The 17,494-nt window shown below is 67.3% G+C and carries 18 protein-coding genes and 1 tRNA gene; 12 read left to right on the top strand and 7 right to left on the bottom strand.

The annotated features are described in order from the left end of the window. Both IU459_RS12270 and IU459_RS12265 read left to right on the top strand, forming a co-directional pair. Positions 1 to 1,875: an ABC transporter ATP-binding protein gene (locus IU459_RS12270; protein ID WP_195129621.1), complete on the top strand. Its 1,875-nt coding sequence runs from the start codon at positions 1 to 3 to the stop codon at positions 1,873 to 1,875. A 47-nt stretch (positions 1,876 to 1,922) separates the two neighbouring features. Next, positions 1,923 to 2,537, top strand: a complete 615-nt coding sequence (locus IU459_RS12265) for a putative glycolipid-binding domain-containing protein (RefSeq protein ID WP_083889061.1) — start codon at positions 1,923 to 1,925, stop codon at positions 2,535 to 2,537. Between the two features lie 9 nt (positions 2,538 to 2,546). Here IU459_RS12265 and IU459_RS12260 read toward each other — a convergent pair whose 3' ends face one another. Then, positions 2,547 to 3,497: a prephenate dehydrogenase gene (locus IU459_RS12260; RefSeq protein WP_195129620.1), complete on the bottom strand. Its 951-nt coding sequence runs from the start codon at positions 3,495 to 3,497 to the stop codon at positions 2,547 to 2,549. A 58-nt stretch (positions 3,498 to 3,555) separates the two neighbouring features. Between IU459_RS12260 and IU459_RS12255 the strand changes: the two genes are divergently transcribed. From IU459_RS12255 to IU459_RS12240, 4 genes are all read left to right on the top strand, one after another. Beyond that, entirely contained in the window at positions 3,556 to 4,095 is a 540-nt protein-coding gene (locus IU459_RS12255; protein ID WP_195129619.1) for a tRNA adenosine deaminase-associated protein, read from the top strand. Between the two features lie 25 nt (positions 4,096 to 4,120). Then, positions 4,121 to 4,573 carry a nucleoside deaminase gene (locus IU459_RS12250; RefSeq protein WP_195129705.1) on the top strand — a complete coding sequence of 151 codons (453 nt, stop codon included), beginning with the start codon at positions 4,121 to 4,123 and terminating at the stop codon, positions 4,571 to 4,573. A gap of 66 nt (positions 4,574 to 4,639) precedes the next feature. Further along, positions 4,640 to 4,727: transfer RNA gene (locus IU459_RS12245), tRNA-Ser, on the top strand. 200 nt (positions 4,728 to 4,927) lie between these two features. Beyond that, positions 4,928 to 5,383, top strand: a complete 456-nt coding sequence (locus IU459_RS12240; protein WP_324198840.1) for a deaminase — start codon at positions 4,928 to 4,930, stop codon at positions 5,381 to 5,383. 4 nt (positions 5,384 to 5,387) lie between these two features. On the opposite strand, the gene IU459_RS12235 is transcribed toward IU459_RS12240, so the two are convergent. The 5 genes from IU459_RS12235 to IU459_RS12215 form a co-directional block, all read right to left on the bottom strand. After that, a complete protein-coding gene (locus IU459_RS12235) occupies positions 5,388 to 6,341 on the bottom strand; it encodes an antibiotic biosynthesis monooxygenase (protein WP_195129617.1) in 954 nt (317 codons plus the stop codon). Between the two features lie 9 nt (positions 6,342 to 6,350). Next, positions 6,351 to 7,754 carry an amidohydrolase family protein gene (locus tag IU459_RS12230; protein ID WP_195129616.1) on the bottom strand — a complete coding sequence of 468 codons (1,404 nt, stop codon included), beginning with the start codon at positions 7,752 to 7,754 and terminating at the stop codon, positions 6,351 to 6,353. Between the two features lie 54 nt (positions 7,755 to 7,808). Further along, positions 7,809 to 8,426, bottom strand: coding sequence for a carboxymuconolactone decarboxylase family protein (locus IU459_RS12225; RefSeq protein WP_195129615.1), 618 nt, complete (start codon positions 8,424 to 8,426; stop codon positions 7,809 to 7,811). 1 nt (position 8,427) lies between these two features. Then, on the bottom strand, positions 8,428 to 8,751 hold the full coding sequence (locus IU459_RS12220) for a hypothetical protein (RefSeq protein WP_195129614.1): 324 nt from the start codon (positions 8,749 to 8,751) through the stop codon (positions 8,428 to 8,430). Positions 8,752 to 8,821: 70 nt separating this feature from the next. Then, complete coding sequence (locus tag IU459_RS12215) at positions 8,822 to 9,109, bottom strand: DUF6191 domain-containing protein (RefSeq protein ID WP_195129613.1); 288 nt, start codon at positions 9,107 to 9,109, stop codon at positions 8,822 to 8,824. A gap of 180 nt (positions 9,110 to 9,289) precedes the next feature. Here IU459_RS12215 and IU459_RS12210 point away from each other — a divergent pair, with 180 nt between their 5' ends. Continuing rightward, complete coding sequence (locus tag IU459_RS12210; RefSeq protein ID WP_195129704.1) at positions 9,290 to 9,490, top strand: hypothetical protein; 201 nt, start codon at positions 9,290 to 9,292, stop codon at positions 9,488 to 9,490. 253 nt (positions 9,491 to 9,743) lie between these two features. Further along, positions 9,744 to 9,992 carry a hypothetical protein gene (locus IU459_RS12205; protein ID WP_195129612.1) on the top strand — a complete coding sequence of 83 codons (249 nt, stop codon included), beginning with the start codon at positions 9,744 to 9,746 and terminating at the stop codon, positions 9,990 to 9,992. A gap of 115 nt (positions 9,993 to 10,107) precedes the next feature. Here the strand turns inward: IU459_RS12205 and IU459_RS12200 are convergent, their stop codons facing one another. Next, positions 10,108 to 12,402 (bottom strand): MMPL family transporter, encoded by a 2,295-nt coding sequence (locus tag IU459_RS12200; RefSeq protein ID WP_195129611.1) that lies wholly within the window; start codon positions 12,400 to 12,402, stop codon positions 10,108 to 10,110. Between the two features lie 202 nt (positions 12,403 to 12,604). On the opposite strand from IU459_RS12200, the gene IU459_RS12195 reads away from it, so the two are divergent. From IU459_RS12195 to IU459_RS12180, 4 genes are all read left to right on the top strand, one after another. Continuing rightward, positions 12,605 to 13,198 (top strand): TetR/AcrR family transcriptional regulator, encoded by a 594-nt coding sequence (locus IU459_RS12195; protein ID WP_195129610.1) that lies wholly within the window; start codon positions 12,605 to 12,607, stop codon positions 13,196 to 13,198. A 39-nt stretch (positions 13,199 to 13,237) separates the two neighbouring features. After that, the gene (locus IU459_RS12190; RefSeq protein WP_195129609.1) at positions 13,238 to 13,741 is read left to right on the top strand and encodes an RrF2 family transcriptional regulator; all 504 of its coding nucleotides are present in this window, start codon (positions 13,238 to 13,240) and stop codon (positions 13,739 to 13,741) included. A 79-nt stretch (positions 13,742 to 13,820) separates the two neighbouring features. Further along, positions 13,821 to 15,554 carry an ABC transporter ATP-binding protein gene (locus tag IU459_RS12185; protein WP_195129608.1) on the top strand — a complete coding sequence of 578 codons (1,734 nt, stop codon included), beginning with the start codon at positions 13,821 to 13,823 and terminating at the stop codon, positions 15,552 to 15,554. Further along, positions 15,551 to 17,455: an ABC transporter ATP-binding protein gene (locus IU459_RS12180; RefSeq protein ID WP_195129607.1), complete on the top strand. Its 1,905-nt coding sequence runs from the start codon at positions 15,551 to 15,553 to the stop codon at positions 17,453 to 17,455. The genes IU459_RS12185 and IU459_RS12180 overlap by 4 nt, the downstream gene beginning before the upstream one ends. Positions 17,456 to 17,494: the final 39 nt, after the last annotated feature.

Here is a 17,494-nt window from a genome sequence, read left to right as displayed (position 1 = left end):
ATGAGTACCGAGACGATCGTTTCGGAAGACCAAGCAGCACCGGATGATTCGGGCCGCAAGGACGAGGCGGCCGACTGGCGCGGTATCGCGAGCGAGGACAAGGAGGTCACCGAGACCGGGAACCTGGTGCTGGCCGGTCGGTCCCGGCGGCTGCTGCTCGACCTGGTCCGGCCCTACCGCAAGCTGGCCGCGCTCGCGCTGGTGCTCATCGTGGTGGACAACATCGCCATGGTGTCGGCGCCGCTGTTCGTCGCACGCGGTTTGGACACCGGCATCGCGCGGGGCGGCGCAGGCGACTGGGCGCCGCTGGCCTGGTCCGTGGCCGGGTACCTCGGGTCGGTGCTGGTCGGCGTGCTCACCACCTTCTCCTTCCTGCGGGTGTCCGGCAGGCTCAGCCAGAGCGTGCTGTTCGACCTGCGGGTGCGCTCGTTCACGCATATGCAGCGCCTCAGCGTCGCCTTCCACGAGAAGTACACCTCGGGCAAGGTGGTCGCCCGGCTCACCGGCGATATCGAGACCCTGCAGGATCTGCTCGAGAGCGCGCTCAACCAGGCGCTCAGCGCGATCCTCTCGGTGCTGACCATCGCGGCGTTGCTGATCTACCTGGACCAGGTCCTCGCCGCGATCGTGCTGGCCGGTTTCGTCCCGCTGGTGCTGGTCACCCGCTGGGCGCAGCGCAGGCAGCGGGCAGGCTATCGCCGCACCCGCGGCGCGATCGCGAAGGTTGTGGTGCAGTTCGTCGAGTCGATGGGCGGCATGCGAGCGGTGCAGGCGTTCGGCCGCGAGCAGCGCAACGAGTCGGTGCTCGCGATCGAGGACGCCGAGTTCCGCGAGGCGACCACCGCGGCCATGCGCGGCATGGGCGACTACGCCGGATTGACCAAACTGCTCGGCAACCTGACCACGGTGACCATCATCGTGGTCGGCGCGTGGCGGGTGATCGAGGGCGACCTCGCGGTCGGCGTGCTCGCCGCCTACCTGCTGTATCTCAACGAGTTCTACGGCCCGCTGGACCAACTCGCCCAGGTGTTCAACGCCTATCAGTCCGCCGCGGCGGCGCTGGAGAAGATCTCGGGCGTGCTGGAGGAGGCGCCCTCGGTGCCGGAGCCCGCGAAGCCGGTGGCGTTGGGGAAGGCTTCGGGCGCGGTGCGGATGGACCAGGTGTGGTTCGGATACGGCGCGGAGTCCCGACCGGTGCTGCCCGAGTTCACGTTGGACATGCCGGCCGGGCAGGTGATCGCGCTGGTGGGCGCGACCGGTGCGGGCAAGTCGACGCTGGCCAAGCTGCTGACGCGGTTCTACGACCCGTCCGGCGGCACGGTCACCCTGGACGGCGTCGACCTGCGCGACCTGTCCGACGCCGAGTTGCGGCGCAACGTCGTGATGGTCACCCAGGAGTCCTACCTGTTCTCCGGCTCGGTGGCCGACAACATCCGGCTCGGCAGGCCCGAGGCCACCGACGCGGAGGTGTTCGCGGCGGCGCGCGCGGTCGGTCTGCACGACTTCGTGCGGGCGCTGCCCGAGGGCTTCGCCACCGACGTGCGCAAGCGCGGCGGCAGGCTCTCGGCGGGTCAGCGGCAGCTGGTCGCGTTCGCGCGGGTGTTCCTGGCCGATCCTGCCGTGATCGTGTTGGACGAGGCCACCTCGAGCCTGGACATCCCGAGCGAGCGGCTGGTGCAGCGGGCGCTGGAGACCGTGCTGCGCGGGCGCACCGCGGTGATCATCGCGCACCGGTTGTCCACGGTCGCGATCGCGGACCGGGTGCTGGTGCTGGAATCGGGCCGGATCGTCGAGGACGGCGCACCGGATGCGCTGATCGCGGGTACCGGCCGGTTCGCAGGCCTGCACGCCGCGTGGCGGGAGTCGCTGGTGTGATGCGCGAGGTATGCGGGTGCGGGCTGAATGTCGCTTACGGTAGATACGTGACAACCCAAGCCTCCGACCCCGAGAGCCGCGCCGAGAGCCCGCAGGAATCCCGGTGGCCGGCGATCCTGACCTGGCGCGCCCACGACGCGTCGCGGATGGAGTCGGTGCGGGTGACGCTCAACGGCAACCGCATCCGCGCCGCCGGGCGCATGATCGGCGGCGCGTGCGCGGAACATCCCGCGTTCAGCGCCTCATATGACCTGGTCACCGACGAGAACGGCGCGACGAAGCGGCTCTCGCTGCGTACCACGACGGCCGCCGGTGAGCGGCACGCCTCGATCGCACGCGACGAGGAGAACTACTGGCTCATCGACGCGGGCGGCAACCACGTCCGCTCGACCTTCGCAGGCGCGCTCGACGTGGACGTGGTGCTCAGCCCGTTCTTCAACACCCTGCCGATCCGTCGCTACGACCTCCAGCACGCGGTCGAGGACGTGCAGGTCCCGGTGGTCTACGTCCGCCTGCCCGACCTGCTCGTCCAGGAGGCCACGCTGATCTACAGCAGCGCGGCCGACGGCATCAGCGTGCTCTCCCCGGTCTCCAGCGCGACCGTCACGGTCGACGCCGACGGCTTCCTGCTGGACTACCCAGGCCTGGCCGAGCGCATCTGAGCGCGTCGCTCAGCCCAGTCGGGTGATGACGCCGCCGCGTTTCCCGGCCGCACGCAAGTCCTCCAGCCAGTTGGACGCACCTGGTCGGACATCGGTGATCTCCCAGCGTCGCGCCGATTCGTAGCGTTTGCGTGCGTCATGCCCGGTGGCGACCAGGTCGGCGAGGGATTGCTCCGCGCGCAGGCTGTCGCGGGCCGAGCCGAGCACTCGGAGCGTTTCCTCCAGAACTTCCAGCAGCGCGGCGGAATTCGGCTCACAGATCGCGCGCACCAGATCGGGTGCGGTGCCGGCGACCCGGGTTCCATCGCGGAACGATCCGGCCGCGAGGCCCAGCGCGAGCTCGCCGCCCGCGGCGCCGGCCGCAGCCAGCGCCTCGGCGAGCACATGCGGAAGATGGGAGATACGGGCCACGGCGCGATCGTGCTCCGCGGCCACGACCGGGACCACCACCGCGCCGCAATCCAGGGCGAGCCGCACCACGCGGCTCCATGATTCGGCGTGCGTTCCCTCGTCCACGCCGATCGCCCACACCGCATCGCGGAACAGTTCCGGATCCGTCGCGGCCCACCCGGATTCGGCGGTGCCCGCCATCGGATGGCCGCCGACGTACCGGTCGGCCAGACCGTGCGCGTGCACGGCCGCCGCGACCGGCTCCTTCACGCTCACCACGTCGGTGAGCGTGCAGCCTGGCGCGAAGGTGGCGATCGCGGAGAGTATGTGCCCCACCGCGGGCATGGGCACCGCGACCACGATCAGCGCGTCCGTTTCCGCGGCGCGCCGCAGTGTGGTGGTCAAGTCTTCGGTGACGTCGAATCCGTCGGCGCGCGCGGCCTGCGCACCCGCGGCGGAGCGGTTGTATCCCCAGCCGTCATAACCCGCGGCAGCAGCCGCGCGCAGCAACGACCCACCGATCAGGCCCGTTCCGAGGACGCATACGGGTGCGTTCTTCGCCGAAGTCACCGGAACAGATTGGCATACGACTTCAACATTTCAGCTCGAGCAGACTACCGTTGCGGCCATGGCAGCACAGCGCTCGGGCACGAACAGGGCGGCGTCGGAAGACTACGACGACGTGGAAGGGTTCGCAGTGGCGGTTGTCCGCGAGGAAGGCAAGTGGCGATGCAGCCCGCTGAGCCGGGAGGCGCTCACCGATTTGTCCACCGCGGAAAACGAACTCAAGGCTTTGCGCAGCTCCGGTGCGGTATTCGGTCTGCTCGACATCGACGACGAATTCTTCATCGTGCTACGGCCCGCGCCGAGTGGCACCCGGATGCTGGTGTCGGACGCGACGGCCGCGATCGATTACGACATCGCTGCCGACGTCCTGGAGGCGTTGAACGTCGATATCCCCGATATCGACCCGGACGAGCTCGACGACGTCGAGCCGTGGGAGGAGGGCGACCTCGGTGTGCTCGCCGATCTCGGCCTGCCCGAACCGGTGCTGAGCGTCATCCTCGCCGAGACCGACCTCTACCCGGACGAGCAACTCGGCATGATTGCCCAGCGGCTCGGCTTCGCGGGCGAATTTTCCGCGGTGCTGGACAAGCTGCCCCGCTGACGTGGGCGTTCTCCCGGACGACCCGATTCCCTCGGACGCGGACCTGATGCGCGTCGCCATCGACGCAGCGGCCGCCGCGGGGGAGCGGGACGTCCCGGTCGGCGCGGTCGTCTTCGATTCCGCCGGAAGGGAACTCGCCCGCGCGGCCAATGCCAGGGAAGCGCTCGGTGATCCAACCGCGCATGCCGAGATTCTGGCGCTGCGCCGCGCGGCCGCCGTCCACGGCGACGGGTGGCGGCTGGAGGGCGCCACCCTCGCCGTCACGCTGGAACCGTGCACCATGTGCGCGGGCGCGCTGGTGCTCGCCCGGATCGGCCGGTTGATCTTCGGGGCGTGGGAGCCGAAGACCGGCGCGGTCGGCTCGCTGTGGGACGTGGTGCGGGATCGTCGCCTCAATCATCGACCGGAGGTGCGCGGCGGCGTGCTCGAGGCCGAGTGCGCGGCGCTACTCGACGAGTTCTTCCGCGCCCAGCGCTGAGCCCGGCATCAGCGGAGGTCACCAGGCGATTTAGCGATCCGGTGACGGTCCGGTATGGTTGTCGGCGGTGGCGTGTCCGAGCGGCCTAAGGAGCACGCCTCGAAAGCGTGTGAGGGGTAACCCCCCTCCGAGGGTTCAAATCCCTCCGCCACCGCTCCACTCTTGCCCGGCTCATGCTCATGGAGAGCATGAGCCGGGCTCGTTTCGCCATGTCTTGGGGGGGTGCAACCCCCACACCCCGCCCGGCGGGCTCCGCCCCCGGACCCCCGCCTATCGTCGCGCTGAACTAACGTCCTGGTACGTCCCTTCCGGCCCCTCATGGGACTGGCGCTACCAGGCGAAGGAGGCCATGCGGTGACCGGAGCCGACCATCACTACTGGATGCGGCGGGCCATCGAGTTCGCGCGCCTGTGCCCGGTGGTGGAGGGCGCGTTCTCGGTGGGCGCGGTGATCGTCGCCGACGGCGCGGAGATCTCGGCCGGATACTCCCGCGAGACCGACCCGAAGGAGCACGCCGAGGAGGCCGCGCTGAACAAGCTCGACGCGGACGACTCCCGATTGGCGCGGGCCACGCTCTACAGCACGCTGGAGCCATGCTCGGAGCGCGGCACCAAGACCCGGCTGCCCTGCACCGACCGGATACTGCGGGCCGGCATACCGGTGGTGGTGATCGCGTGGCGGGAGCCGTCGACGTTCGTCGCGAATTGCGTCGGCGTGGAAAAACTCCAGCAGGCAGGCGTCACGGTGATCGAGCTGGCCGAGCTGGCGGACGAGGCGATGTCGATGAACCGGCATCTCGACCTGTCCTGACGGCTCACTGGTCGTAGTCCCAGTACTGCAGCCATTGCACCGAAGCAAACAGCAGCAGCGTCAGCCCGTAGAGCACGACGATGACCGCGGCACCTGCCGTGCTGACCCGGAAACCCGCACCGTCGATCGGATCGAGCCAGCGCCGGAATCGCGCCGCGACCGCCGGTGACAGGAAATAGCTCATCAGCCCGACGCTGACGATCTGGCTCAGCCACATCGCCAGCCACGGCTGCGCTCCCATCCGGTCCAGCACCGGCCCCAGGAATCGCGACAGCGTCATCACCGTCGGATACAGCACAAGCAGCACCAGCATGGCCGTCTTCCACGTCGGCGTCATCCGGGTCTTGCCGTCGACCGTCCGCACCGTGGACCCGAACGGCGTGGTTTGCGCGTCCACGGTGAAGTCCTCGGTCAGTTTCGCGCGCAACTCCGGCAAGGCGGCGGCGCGCTCTTCCGAGCGCATCCAATCCGACAGCTGGGCTCCCGTCCGGAACCGGAGCACCGAGAACCAGCGCCCGCTCTCGCCGGACGGGAAGAGGGCGGCGCCCTCGAATCCCGGAAACCCGGAACTCACCGCGACAAGCCGCGCTTCGGTTGCCGCGAATTCGGCTTCTTTACCGTGGGCGACGCGGTGCCGGAATACCCCGATTCCTGGTGGCGGCGATTCTCCTTCGACGATGATCAGGTCCGAGCTCTTGCGGCGAAATCCGAGCGACTCGCCTTCGCTCAGCGAGCGTGCTCGCTCGGTCGAGTCCAGGAAGTGGTGCAGCAATTCCTCGGATCGAAAAGTGACGCTGAAAGCCGGCTCCAGCCGGGGATCTTCGGTCACCGCAATGGCGGAATACACGAATCCGTCGGCGGCCTCGGCGAGTTCGGCGGTCCGTGCCAACCAGGATTGGAAACCCGCGTCGTCGACGGGATGGTGGAAGAAAATGACGGCGGTCGCGGCAGCGTTCATGGACGGCTTCTAGTGGAGGTCGATGCGGCGACCCCGCACATAAACCTCGGCGATCGCGGGCTCGCGGAGACCCATCAGCAGTGCGAACAACGTCTGATCCCGTGCCAACGCGGAGTCTTCGGAACGGATCCCCTGTGCCAGCGCGCTTTCCAGCGACGGAACCCGAGCCGGATCGACCACGACGAAATCGGCTTCCTTGCCGAGGTCGAAGTTCCCGAACCTGCTTTCCATATCCAGGGCCCGCGCGCCCGCCAGCGTGCCGGTGAAGAGCATTTCCGCCGGATGCATCGACACCCCGTCTTCGCCCGGTTCGGAGATGTGCACTTTGAACGCGGCCGACAGCACCTGGGGGATCAGCCATTCGTCGCCGCCACCGAAATCCGTGCCCGCGGCCACGGTGACGCCCGAAGCGATCGTCCGCTTCCACGGCATCGTGCCGGATCCGAGGAACTGCTGAGACACCGGGCAGTGCGCGATCGACGTGCCGGTCTCGGCCATCCGCCGCAGCTCCACGTCCTGGCAGTGCACACAGTGGGCCAGGATGCTGCGCCTGCCGAGCAGGCTCTTGCCGCCCTCGGCCGATCCCGGGAGGAACTTCCCGTCGTAGGTGTCCAGGTAGGTGGCCACGTCGTACGCCTGCTTGGTGCTGTCGACCTCCCCGGTTCCCGGGCGGTTGTTCTCGTTGAGATGGCTGTGGAAGTAGACGCCACGGTCGCGCACCGAATCGTACAGTTCACCAAGGTTTTTCAACGTCTCGCGGGTGACCGCGAGCGAGAAACGCGGTACGACGGCCACATGCAGCAATGCCGTGCCGACATCGCCGGTATCGGCCGCGTGCCATTTGCCGATTTCCTCGCCGGTCAGCCGGATGGCGTCGTCCTCGGTGGTGAGCAGCGGCGCCGCCGACTTCTCCCCTGTCGTTTGGATGCCGCGGCCGCTGACCATTCGCAGACCGCGCCGCTGCGTCTCGGCGAACAGTGCGTCTTGCGCATGGGGAAAGGCGGAGCCGAAGACCATCGCCGCCGTGGTGCCCGCCGCGACGCGTCGCTCGCAGAATTCCGTGGCCGCCAATTGCGCGAATTCCGGTTCGGCGAAACGAGATTCCGCGGGATAGATGCACCGTTCGAGCCACTCCAGCAGTTGACCGCCGCCGTACGCGTCGCCTGCGAAGGTCTGCGGGAAATGAATATGGGTGTCGACGAACCCCGGCAGCAGGAATCCCGGGCGATGATCGAACACTTTTTCGGCGCGGTAGCCGGCCGGAATATCAGCTCTGTTTCCGCAGTATGCGATGCGCCCGCCGTCGTCGATTACCAGCGCCCCGTCCGGCTCGGCGACCAGCGCGTCGGCAACTTCGCCGGTAACGGGACTACCGGCGATATGAAAAATGTGCCCCAAGTGGACTTGGCTCACTCCACGAGGAGAACACAAATCAATCCGCGCGGCAGCGGATCGGCGGAAATGGAGTCAGACGCCGCGGGAGAACAACGTCACCGGCGGAGGCATGCGGTAGCCGACGAGCTTGATGAATCGCGCGCTCAGCGGGCGTTGCTTCCCGTCCAGAGGACCGGCTCCGACGGTGTTCATCATCCGGTTGATCACGTTGAAACAGGTTCCCACCCAGACCGCCTCCTCGAACGCTTCCTCGGAAACGCCCGCCAGACGCACCAGCGCGGCGTCCTCGGCGGTCAGCCCGTCCGGATCACGGGCCATTTTCGTCAGGAAGCCGAGCATGACGCGCGCTTCGGGGCGCAGCGGGGAGTCGGCGCCATCGGCCAAAGCGCGGGTCACCACGTCGGCATCTACGTACGCGCCCGCGATGGCCTCGTGGGAGGTCGCGCAGAACGGGCACTCGTTGGCCTGGGAGGTCTGCGTCGCGAAGATCTCGCGTTCGGCGACGGTCCAGTAAGACGGTCCGCGCATCGCGTCCTGAATCAGATCCGACAGCGGCGAACCGAAGAACCGATGCCGGTAGAACAGCACCTTCAGTACCGCGGGTACCTCGACGCCGCTGAACCGCCGCATCGTCCACAGCACGAACTTGGTCGGCCGGTCGTGTCCGGATTTCACTGCTTCGAGCCACATTTCAGCGTTCCTCCCAGGCCAGGCGCGCCGCCCGGTAGCGGCGATCGGCCGCCCCGTATGCGGCGACCGCGGCCGCCTCGAAGATCTCGTCGTCGCTGTGCCCGGCCGCCTTCAGTGCCGCGATGGTCTGCTCGGTGACCCGGTAGGACCGGTTCGCCACCAGATCGGCGAACGCGGCCAGCTCCGGTGTCGCCTCCTCGCCCGATTCCGCCCCGCCCGCGGCTTTGGCCCGCAGGGCTCGCCGGATTCCGCTCGACAGCCGCCCCGGCGCGGACTCGAGATGTTCGCCGAACCGCTGCCACTTCGCACCCATCGAGCCTCGCATGGACCCATTCTGGCCGACCGATGCCGTGCCCGCTCTATCTGCGGCTACTTTTATGCGGCAACACAACTCGCTACCGGTGCTCGTCCTTGCGCAGGACGACGGTGCGGCGGTCGAAGTCGAGGCCGACCAGCGGCGGCGCGCCTTGCTCCTGCTCGTCACGCAGCATGGACACCGATTCGCGATGGTCGAGCTCCAGGCGCTTGGTGCCGTAGAACATCGCGGTGAACTCATCGGTGAACGTGCCGGAGATGGGGGTGCGGCGGCGCTTGCGTCGTTTGTTCACGGTCAATTCGTAGACCGCGACGAGCACGAGGAGGATCACCCAGCCGGGAATCGACCACTGCAACACCGATGCCATGCATACCGAAGCTACCAGTGGTCCTGCGAGGTTGCCGGCCTGGTGAACCGCTCGAGAAATGTCCTTCTGGGGGCGGATATTCAGTGCGATCGCGGGTATACGCCCGATACGGAAGTGCGGAAGGATGTGACGCGAATGCAGCGTCGAACAGTCCACGCGGGAATGATGCGCGAGAGAACCATGAGAATCGGAAGTGTCATCGTATTGATCTGGTTGCTGATCGGCGTGATCGCCGCAGCACAACGCAACTATTTCGACAGTGGGCCGGTGAACTGCGCCGGCTTCGGCACGATCGCCGTCACGGTCATCGCGGGACCGCTCAACTACATGGGCGTGAACCCGAAGGTCGCGGATTGCAATGTGCCGCAACCGAGCCCGTAGTCGGCCGGGTGACGGTGACCGACGATGGCCGGGCGGGTACCCCGCCCGGCCGTCAACAGTCAGGTCTCTCAAACGTCGTGCGCGTCCCGAGCCGGACGATGCCGGGGCCATCGCATCTCGACCGACGCCACGTGCGGAGTGAACTGAATCTTTGCTGAGAATGGTGAATAGCTTGTCGGCCAGCGGTTTGGAAAGGTAGCTGTCGGAAATTCCGGGTATCCCGCTCTCGGGGAGCACGGAAGGAACCGATGAGATGCGCGACCAGGAACCTCGCACGCCGGACCGGCGCGGAACAGGCTCCCGAGTTCTCGGGTTCCTGCTGCTGATGTGGCTGGCCATCGGGCTGCTCGCGGCCGCTCAGCGGCACGATTTCGACAGCGGGCCGCCGATCGACTGTGCTGGATGGGGCACGATCGCGGTGACGGCGGTGGCCGGACCGCTCAACTACGTGGGCGTGAATCCGAAGGTCGGCGCCTGCGAACTTCCGGAACCCAGCGGGTAATCGCGCACGGCTTGCCCGGACGAATCGGCTACGTGTGGCCCGGACTCGGGCCGGGAAACGAACTCGGCCCCGCCCCCGAGGTCCGGGGTGCGGGGCCGAGTGAACACTTGCCGGATCAGCGGACGCCGACCGGCACCTTCGCCGTCTCGGCCGAACGCTGCTGCAGCTCACGCAGCTTCGAGCCTTCGACGTCGATGTCGGGCAGGATCCGGTCGAGCCACTTCGGCATCCACCACGACCACTTGCCCATCAGCACCAGCAGCGACGGGATCAGCACCATGCGGACGATGAACGCGTCCAGCAGCACACCCGCCGCCAGCGCGAAGCCGAACGACTTCGCCGTCACGTCGCTCTCCAGCAGGAACGAACCGAACACCGAGATCATGATGATCGCCGCCGAAGTCACCACGCGCGCGCCGTGGTGGTAGCCGGAGACCACCGCGTCCTTGGCCGACTTGCCGTGCACGAACTCCTCGCGCATCCGGGTCACCAGGAAGACCTGGTAGTCCATCGCGAGGCCGAACACCAGGCCGATCAGCATGATCGGCAGGAAGCTGACCAGCGGATGCGGGTCCTCGATCAGACCGAGCTTGCCTTCCTGGAAGATCAGCACGGTCGCGCCGAAGGTCGCGCCCATCGACAGCAGGAACCCGAGCGCCGCGGTGAGCGGAACCAGGATCGACCGGAACACCAGGATCAGCAGGACGAACGCCGCGCCGGCCACGATGGCCAGGTAGGGCACGATCTTGCTGAGCAGCACGTGGTCCACGTCGGCGTAGATCGCCGTGGTGCCGGTGATGCCGTATTCGATGCCGTACTCGGCCTTCAGCTGGCCCTCGGCGTTCCTGGCGTCGCGCACCAGGTCCTTGGTGGCTTGGTTGTTGGGTCCGGACTTCGGCACGCCGTCCAGCAGCACGCCCTGCTGGTCCTCGCTCCACTGCGGCTCGGTGACATAGTCCATGTCGGGGTAGGACGCGAGCTTGTCGCGCAGCGCCTTGACCGCGGCCTCCCGGTTCTCGGCGGGCACGCCGCTCAAGTCCGCGGCCACGTTCAGCACGCCGTTGCTGCCCTCGCCGAAGCCTTCGGTGCGCAGCTCGTAGGCCTTACGGATGGTGGAGGTCTTCGGCATGCTGTCGTCGCCGGGCAGGCCGAGGTTCAGTCCGGCCGCGGGGGCGGCGAGCGCACCGAGCACCGCGACGCTGAGGATCAGCGCGGCCCAGGGCGCCCGGCCGATCAGCCTGCCGAAGCGCATGCCGTTGGTGACCGAGGTGTCGTCCTCGGGGTCGTGCTGGGCCACCACGGGCAGCTTCGGCTTGAACAGGAAGCGGCCGAACGCGCCGAGCAGCGCCGGCATCAGCGTGATCGCGGTGAGCACCGCGAATCCGGCGGCGATCGCGCCACCCAGGCCCATGAAGGTCATGAACTCGACACCGACGATGCCGAGGCCGGCCAGCGCGATGATGACCGTCAGACCGGCGAACACCACCGCGGAGCCGGCCGTGCCGAGCGCGGTGCCCGCGGCCTCCTCCGGCGAATCCTGCACCGCCAGTTCGTGCTTGTACCTGGACACGATGAACAGCGCGTAGTCGATGGACAGCGCGATGCCGATCATCGAGGCGAGGAACGTGGTGAAGCTGGGAACCTCGATCACCGAGGTGCCGAGCATGATCACCGAGGTGGCGGCGCCGAGGCCGATGATCGCGGTGACGATCGGCACGAACGCGGCGACAATGGCGCCGAACGCCACGATCATCACGACCAGCGCGACGCCCATGCCGATCAACTCGGACTTGCCGCTGGGGGCCTCCTGCTTCTGCGCGATCGAGCCGCTCATCTCGACCGTGAGCCCGGCATTGCGGGCGTCGGCGGCCACGTCGTACGCGGCGGCGCGATTCTCGTCGGTGACGTCGGTGAACTTCTTGATCGTGAACGGGACGTTGATCACCGCCACGGTCTCCGGCGCGGTCTTGCTGAGCACGTTCAGCGGTGCGCCGCTGCACTGCGCCGGGTCGGGGGTTGCCAGGCAGCCCATCTTGTCGGCCGCCTCGACCGGGTTGGTGATCGGCTTGCCGTGCTCGATGAGGTCGAACTGGCCGAGCTTGGCGATGAACGCTTCCAGCGCCGCGCGGTTGGCCGGGTCCGTCAGCTTCTGCCCCTCGGGCGCGGCGACGACGTAGATGCCGGTGACCGCGTCGAACTTGAACGCGTCGGAAGCGCCGGGGAAGTGCTTGTCGAGGATGTCATTGGCACGGGCGGATGGCAGGTCCGGCATGCTGAAGTCGTTGGTCATCGGCTTGCTGAGCTGTGCGCCCAGGCCACCGAGGAGCACGAACAAGACGAGCCAGACGGGAAGGACTATCCATTTCCGGCGGAAAGCGAACTTTCCCCATCTATACAGGTAAACGGACACGAGTGGTTACTCCTAGCGATGACTGGGACCGTGCTGGTTCTGCCTGTAGACAGCACTCGCGGGGCGCCCTGCATGTCCCCGCCTCCACTGACGCTTTCTGCCTACCGTGCGGTAGGTAGACTACCTAGGAAGTAAGTGGAGGTTCAACCTCTATTTTGCGGGTGGCGTTCGCCCGGCGCGCGAGTGATGAGAGGATTCTCCAATGGTTGTCCGTGACACACCCGGCGCTGTTTCCCCAGGTGGAGGCACTAAAGCTGCGATTCGCGACGCCGCGGTGAAGCTGTTCGCGGCCAAAGGATTCGAGCAGACGAGCCTGCGCGAGGTCGCCGATGCGGTAGGAATCACAAAGGCGTCGCTCTACTATCACTACGCCTCGAAGCTCGATCTGCTCTTGGCGATCATCGATCCGATCGTCGATCACATGCGGTCGGTGACCGACGAGCTCGACCACGTGCAGCACGACGCGGCCGGCATCCGCCAGGTTCTGCGGACCTATCTGCGGGGTCTCATCCATCACCGTGACGCCGGTGCGCTGGTCGTACGAGACACGGTGGCGATCATCAACGCCATGGCCGACCGCTACCCGGACTTGATGGACGCCAGTCAGGTCCTGCGCACCTGGCTGGCCGGGCCGGAGGCCACCGTGGAGGCGCAGCTGCGCGCGTGCGCGGCGCTCGAGGTGATCGGCGTCGCGCTGATCTCCAAGGAACTGGTGCCGGGCGCGGACGACTCCCTGGTCGAGTCGTCACTGCTGGACGCGGCAACCTCTGTGCTCGGCGCGGGTGACGCCGCGTAGATTCGAGCTACCCACCTCCGGACGCCAGGAGTCACCGCTGTGCACATCACCGCGAAGATCGATTACGCGGTGCGGACGCTGCTCGAGATCGCCAGTGCGCCGCCGCTGAATCACGCTGTGGCCGGGGGCGGTGCACCTGTGGTGCAAGCCGCTCCGGTGGTCAAAGCCGAGGCCATCGCCACCGCCCAGCGGATCCCGCCCAAGGTGCTCGAGTCGGTGCTCGGCGAGCTGCGCCGCGCGGATCTGGTGATCAGCAGGCGCGGTCCGGACGGCGGCTACTGGCTGGCCAGGCCCGCGTCCGAGATCTCCATCGCCGACGTGATCCGCGCGATCGAGGGCCCGCTCGCATCGGTGCGCGGGGCGCGGCCGGAGGACGTGCGCTACTCCGGCTCGGCCGAGGCGTTGCAACGGGTGTGGATCGCGCTGCGGGTCAACATCCGTGCGGTTCTGGAGAACGTGACCATCGACGACATCGCGCGCGACCGGCTGCCCGGATTCGTCGAGACGCTCACCGAGGACCCGGGCGCCTGGGCGCGGAGATAACGCTGGACGGAAGGGCATTCATGCTGGTCAGGAAACCCCGCGACGCATCGCGCCGATTGCCGGTAGCCTGCGATTCATCATGCTGATCAGACTGCTCCGCACGTATCTGCAACCCTACCGCTCCCAGCTGGCGGGGGTCGTTGGACTGCAGCTGATTTCCGTCATCGCGATGCTGTACCTGCCGAGCCTGAACGCGGATCTGATCGACAACGGCGTGACCAAAGGTGATCTCGGCTACATCTGGACCACCGGTGTGTGGATGCTCGCCGTGACCGGCGTGCAGATCGTCGCCTCGGCCGCCTCGGTCTATCTCGGCGCGCAGGCGGCGATGGGCGCGGGCCGGGATCTGCGCGGCGCGGTGCTGCACCGCGTCGGCACGTTCTCCGCCCGCGAAGTGGGGCTGTTCGGCGCGCCCTCGCTGATCACCCGCAATACCAACGATATTCAGCAGGTTCAGCTGCTCGTCGTGATGTCGGCGACCATCCTGGTGATGGCGCCGATCATGTGCGTCGGCGGCATCGTCATGGCGTTGCGCGAGGATCTCGGCCTGTCCTGGCTGCTGTTGATCGCGGTGCCCGCATTGGGTCTGTCCATGGCCGTGCTGATCTCCAAGATGGTGCCCGGCTTCCGCGACATGCAGGCCAGGATCGACGAGGTGAATCGGGTGCTGCGCGAGCAGATCACCGGTATCCGCGTGGTGCGGGCCTTCGTGCGGGAGCGGCAGGAGACCTGGCGATTCGGCTTGGCCAACACCGAACTGACCGACACCGCGCTGCGCGTCGGCCGGTTGATGGCGCTGATGTTCCCGACCGTGATGCTGATCAGCAATGTCACCGCCGTCGCGGTGATCTGGTTCGGCGGACGCGAGATCGACGCCGGGCATATGCAGATCGGCTCGCTCACCGCGCTGCTGTCCTACATCATGCAGATCCTGATGGCGGTGATGATGGCCTCGTTCCTGGCCATGATGGCGCCCCGCGCCGCGGTTTCCGCCGACCGGATCGGCGAGGTGCTGGACACCGAATCCTCGGTCCATCCGCCGCGACTGCCGCAGCCGTTCACCGACGACCCGGCCGTTGTGGACTTCCAGTTCGCCGAATTCGCCTTCCCGGGCGCGGAGAAGCCGGTGCTGAAAGCCATTCGGTTCCAGATGCGGCCGGGCACCACCACCGCGATCGTGGGTTCCACCGGTTCGGGCAAGACCACATTGGTCAACCTCGTTCCCCGGCTGATGGACGTCACCGACGGCGCGGTCTACGTGGGCGGCACCGACGTCCGTCACATCGATCTCGAGCTCTTGCGCTCGCAGATCGGGCTCGTGCCGCAGAAGGCGTACCTGTTCTCCGGAACGATCGCGAGCAATCTGCGCTATGGCAATCCGGACGCCACCGACGAGGAGCTGTGGCGCGCCCTGGAAATCGCGCAGGCCGCCGATTTCGTACGGGAGATGCCGCACGGGCTGCAGACGCCGGTCGCGCAAGGCGGGACGACAGTCTCCGGTGGCCAGCGTCAACGGCTCGCCATCGCGCGGGCGCTGGTGAAGAAGCCGAGGGTGTACCTGTTCGACGACTCGTTCTCCGCACTCGACGTCGCCACCGACGCCAGGCTCCGGGAGGCGCTGAAACCCGAGACCGCCGACGCCTCGGTGCTCATCGTGGCCCAGCGCATCGCCACCATCCGGGACGCCGATCAGATCGTGGTGCTCGAGGACGGCGCGATGGCGGGCATCGGCACGCATGAGCAGCTGATCCGGGACTGCTCGGAGTACCGGGAGATCGTCGAATCGCAGCTGAGTGCCGAGGAGGCGCGATGAGACCGGGAATGCCCAGTCCGGGTGCGCCGGACGCCAAAGCGAAATCCTTCGGACCCTCCCTGAAACGCCTGCTGCGCAGGCTCGCTCCGGAACGGGTCTACGTCGGGCTGATCGTGCTGCTCGTCATCGCCTCGGTGGTTTTGAACACCCTCGGGCCCTACATCCTCGGCAAGGCCACCAACCTGGTCTTCGACGGCGTGGTCGGTAAGCAACTCACGCCGGGCGTCACCAAAGATCAGGCGATAGAAGCCTTGCGGGCCAAGGGCGACGACACGTTCGCCGACATGCTCAGCGCCATGGACGTGGTGCCCGGCGTCGGTGTGGACTTCGACGCGGTGGCCCGGGTCCTCGGGCTGGTGCTGGTGCTCTACCTCGGCGCCGCCGTCTTCGGCTGGCTGCAGGGATACCTGCTCAATATCGTGATCAACCGCACGGTGAAGCGGCTGCGCAGCGACGTCGAGGACAAGATCCACCGACTTCCGTTGCGCTACTTCGACTCCGCGCCGCGCGGCGACGTGCTCAGCCGGGTGACCAACGACGTGGACAATGTGTCGCAGAGTTTGCAGCAGACCATGAGCCAGCTGTTGATCTCGGTGTTCTCGGTGCTCGGCATCCTGGTCATGATGTTCTGGATCTCCTGGACGCTCGCGGTGATCGCGCTGCTCACCGTGCCCGCCGCCATCGTGGTCACCGCGCAGATCGCGAAACGCTCCAAGCCGCATTTCGTCAACCAGTGGAAATACACCGGTCTGGTGAACGCCCAGGTCGAGGAGGCCTACACCGGGCACGAGGTGGTCACCGCGTTCGGGCGCAACCGAGAGGTCGGCAAGGAGTTCGACCAGCGCAACGAGGAGCTCTACCAGGCCAGCTTCAAGGCGCAGTTCATCTCCGGGCTGATCATGCCCGCCATCATGTTCCTCGGGAACGTGAACTTCGTGCTGGTCGCGCTGGTCGGCGGCCTCAAGGTGGCGACGGGAACCCTCTCACTCGGCGAAGTGCAGGCGTTCATCCAATACTCCCGGCAGTTCAGCCAGCCGCTGACCCAGCTCGGCGCGATGGCCAACCTGTTGCAATCCGGGGTCGCCTCGGCCGAGCGGATCTTCGAGATCCTCGACGCCGAGGAGCAGACCCCGGATCCGGTGATGGACGATGCCCGTCCGGTCGATCGCGGCCGGGTGGAATTCGAGGCCGTATCCTTCCGCTACGAACCGGACAAGCCGGTGATCGAACGGCTCTCGCTGGTGGCCGAGCCAGGCCATGTGGTCGCGATCGTCGGCCCGACCGGCGCGGGCAAGACCACGCTGGTGAACCTGCTCATGCGGTTCTACGAACTGGACGCCGGCGCCATCACCGTCGACGGGGTCGACATCACCCAGATCACCCGCGACCACCTGCGCTCGCGCATCGGCATGGTGTTGCAGGACACCTGGCTGTTCCGCGGCACCATCCGGGAGAACATCGCCTACGGCAACCCGAACGCCGGCGAGCAGGACATCCTCGCCGCGGCGCGCGCCGCTTACGTGGACCGCTTCGTGCACGCACTGCCCGACGGCTACGACACGATCATCGACGAAGAGGGATCCGGTGTCAGCGCGGGCGAGAAACAGCTGATCACCATCGCACGCGCGTTCCTGGCCAAACCGTCCATCCTCATCCTGGACGAGGCCACCAGTTCGGTGGACACCCGCACCGAGCTGCTGGTGCAGCACGCGACCGCCGCACTGCGCCGGGACCGCACCAGCTTCGTCATCGCCCACCGCCTGTCCACCATCCGCGACGCCGACCTGATCGTCGTCATGGAATCGGGCCGGATCGTGGAACACGGCACACACGAACGTCTCCTCGAGGAGCGCGGGGCGTACTACCGGCTCTACAACGCCCAGTTCGCCGCGGCTGTGTGAACGCGCCCTGTCAGTGGCCTGGTGTGGGCCGGGTCTGGG

Origin of the sequence: Nocardia amamiensis (genome assembly GCF_015477605.1) — a bacterium.
Lineage (GTDB): Bacteria > Actinomycetota > Actinomycetes > Mycobacteriales > Mycobacteriaceae > Nocardia > Nocardia amamiensis_A.
The sequence above is the reverse complement of the archived record's forward strand: the minus strand, read 5'-3'. Positions and strand labels throughout refer to the sequence as shown.

Excerpts from the sequence above, each read along its gene's own strand:
- IU459_RS12180 (WP_195129607.1), top strand. The coding sequence starts at position 15,551 with ATGAGACCGGGAATGCCCAGTCCGGGTGCGCCGGACGCCAAAGCGAAA.
- IU459_RS12210 (WP_195129704.1), top strand. The coding sequence starts at position 9,290 with ATGAGAATCGGAAGTGTCATCGTATTGATCTGGTTGCTGATCGGCGTG.
- IU459_RS12220 (WP_195129614.1), bottom strand. The coding sequence starts at position 8,751 with ATGCGAGGCTCGATGGGTGCGAAGTGGCAGCGGTTCGGCGAACATCTC.
- IU459_RS12270 (WP_195129621.1), top strand. The coding sequence starts at position 1 with ATGAGTACCGAGACGATCGTTTCGGAAGACCAAGCAGCACCGGATGAT.
- IU459_RS12235 (WP_195129617.1), bottom strand. The coding sequence starts at position 6,341 with ATGAACGCTGCCGCGACCGCCGTCATTTTCTTCCACCATCCCGTCGAC.
- IU459_RS12215 (WP_195129613.1), bottom strand. The coding sequence starts at position 9,109 with ATGGCATCGGTGTTGCAGTGGTCGATTCCCGGCTGGGTGATCCTCCTC.
- IU459_RS12225 (WP_195129615.1), bottom strand. The coding sequence starts at position 8,426 with ATGTGGCTCGAAGCAGTGAAATCCGGACACGACCGGCCGACCAAGTTC.
- IU459_RS12195 (WP_195129610.1), top strand. The coding sequence starts at position 12,605 with ATGGTTGTCCGTGACACACCCGGCGCTGTTTCCCCAGGTGGAGGCACT.
- IU459_RS12185 (WP_195129608.1), top strand. The coding sequence starts at position 13,821 with ATGCTGATCAGACTGCTCCGCACGTATCTGCAACCCTACCGCTCCCAG.
- IU459_RS12255 (WP_195129619.1), top strand. The coding sequence starts at position 3,556 with ATGGCAGCACAGCGCTCGGGCACGAACAGGGCGGCGTCGGAAGACTAC.
- IU459_RS12205 (WP_195129612.1), top strand. The coding sequence starts at position 9,744 with ATGCGCGACCAGGAACCTCGCACGCCGGACCGGCGCGGAACAGGCTCC.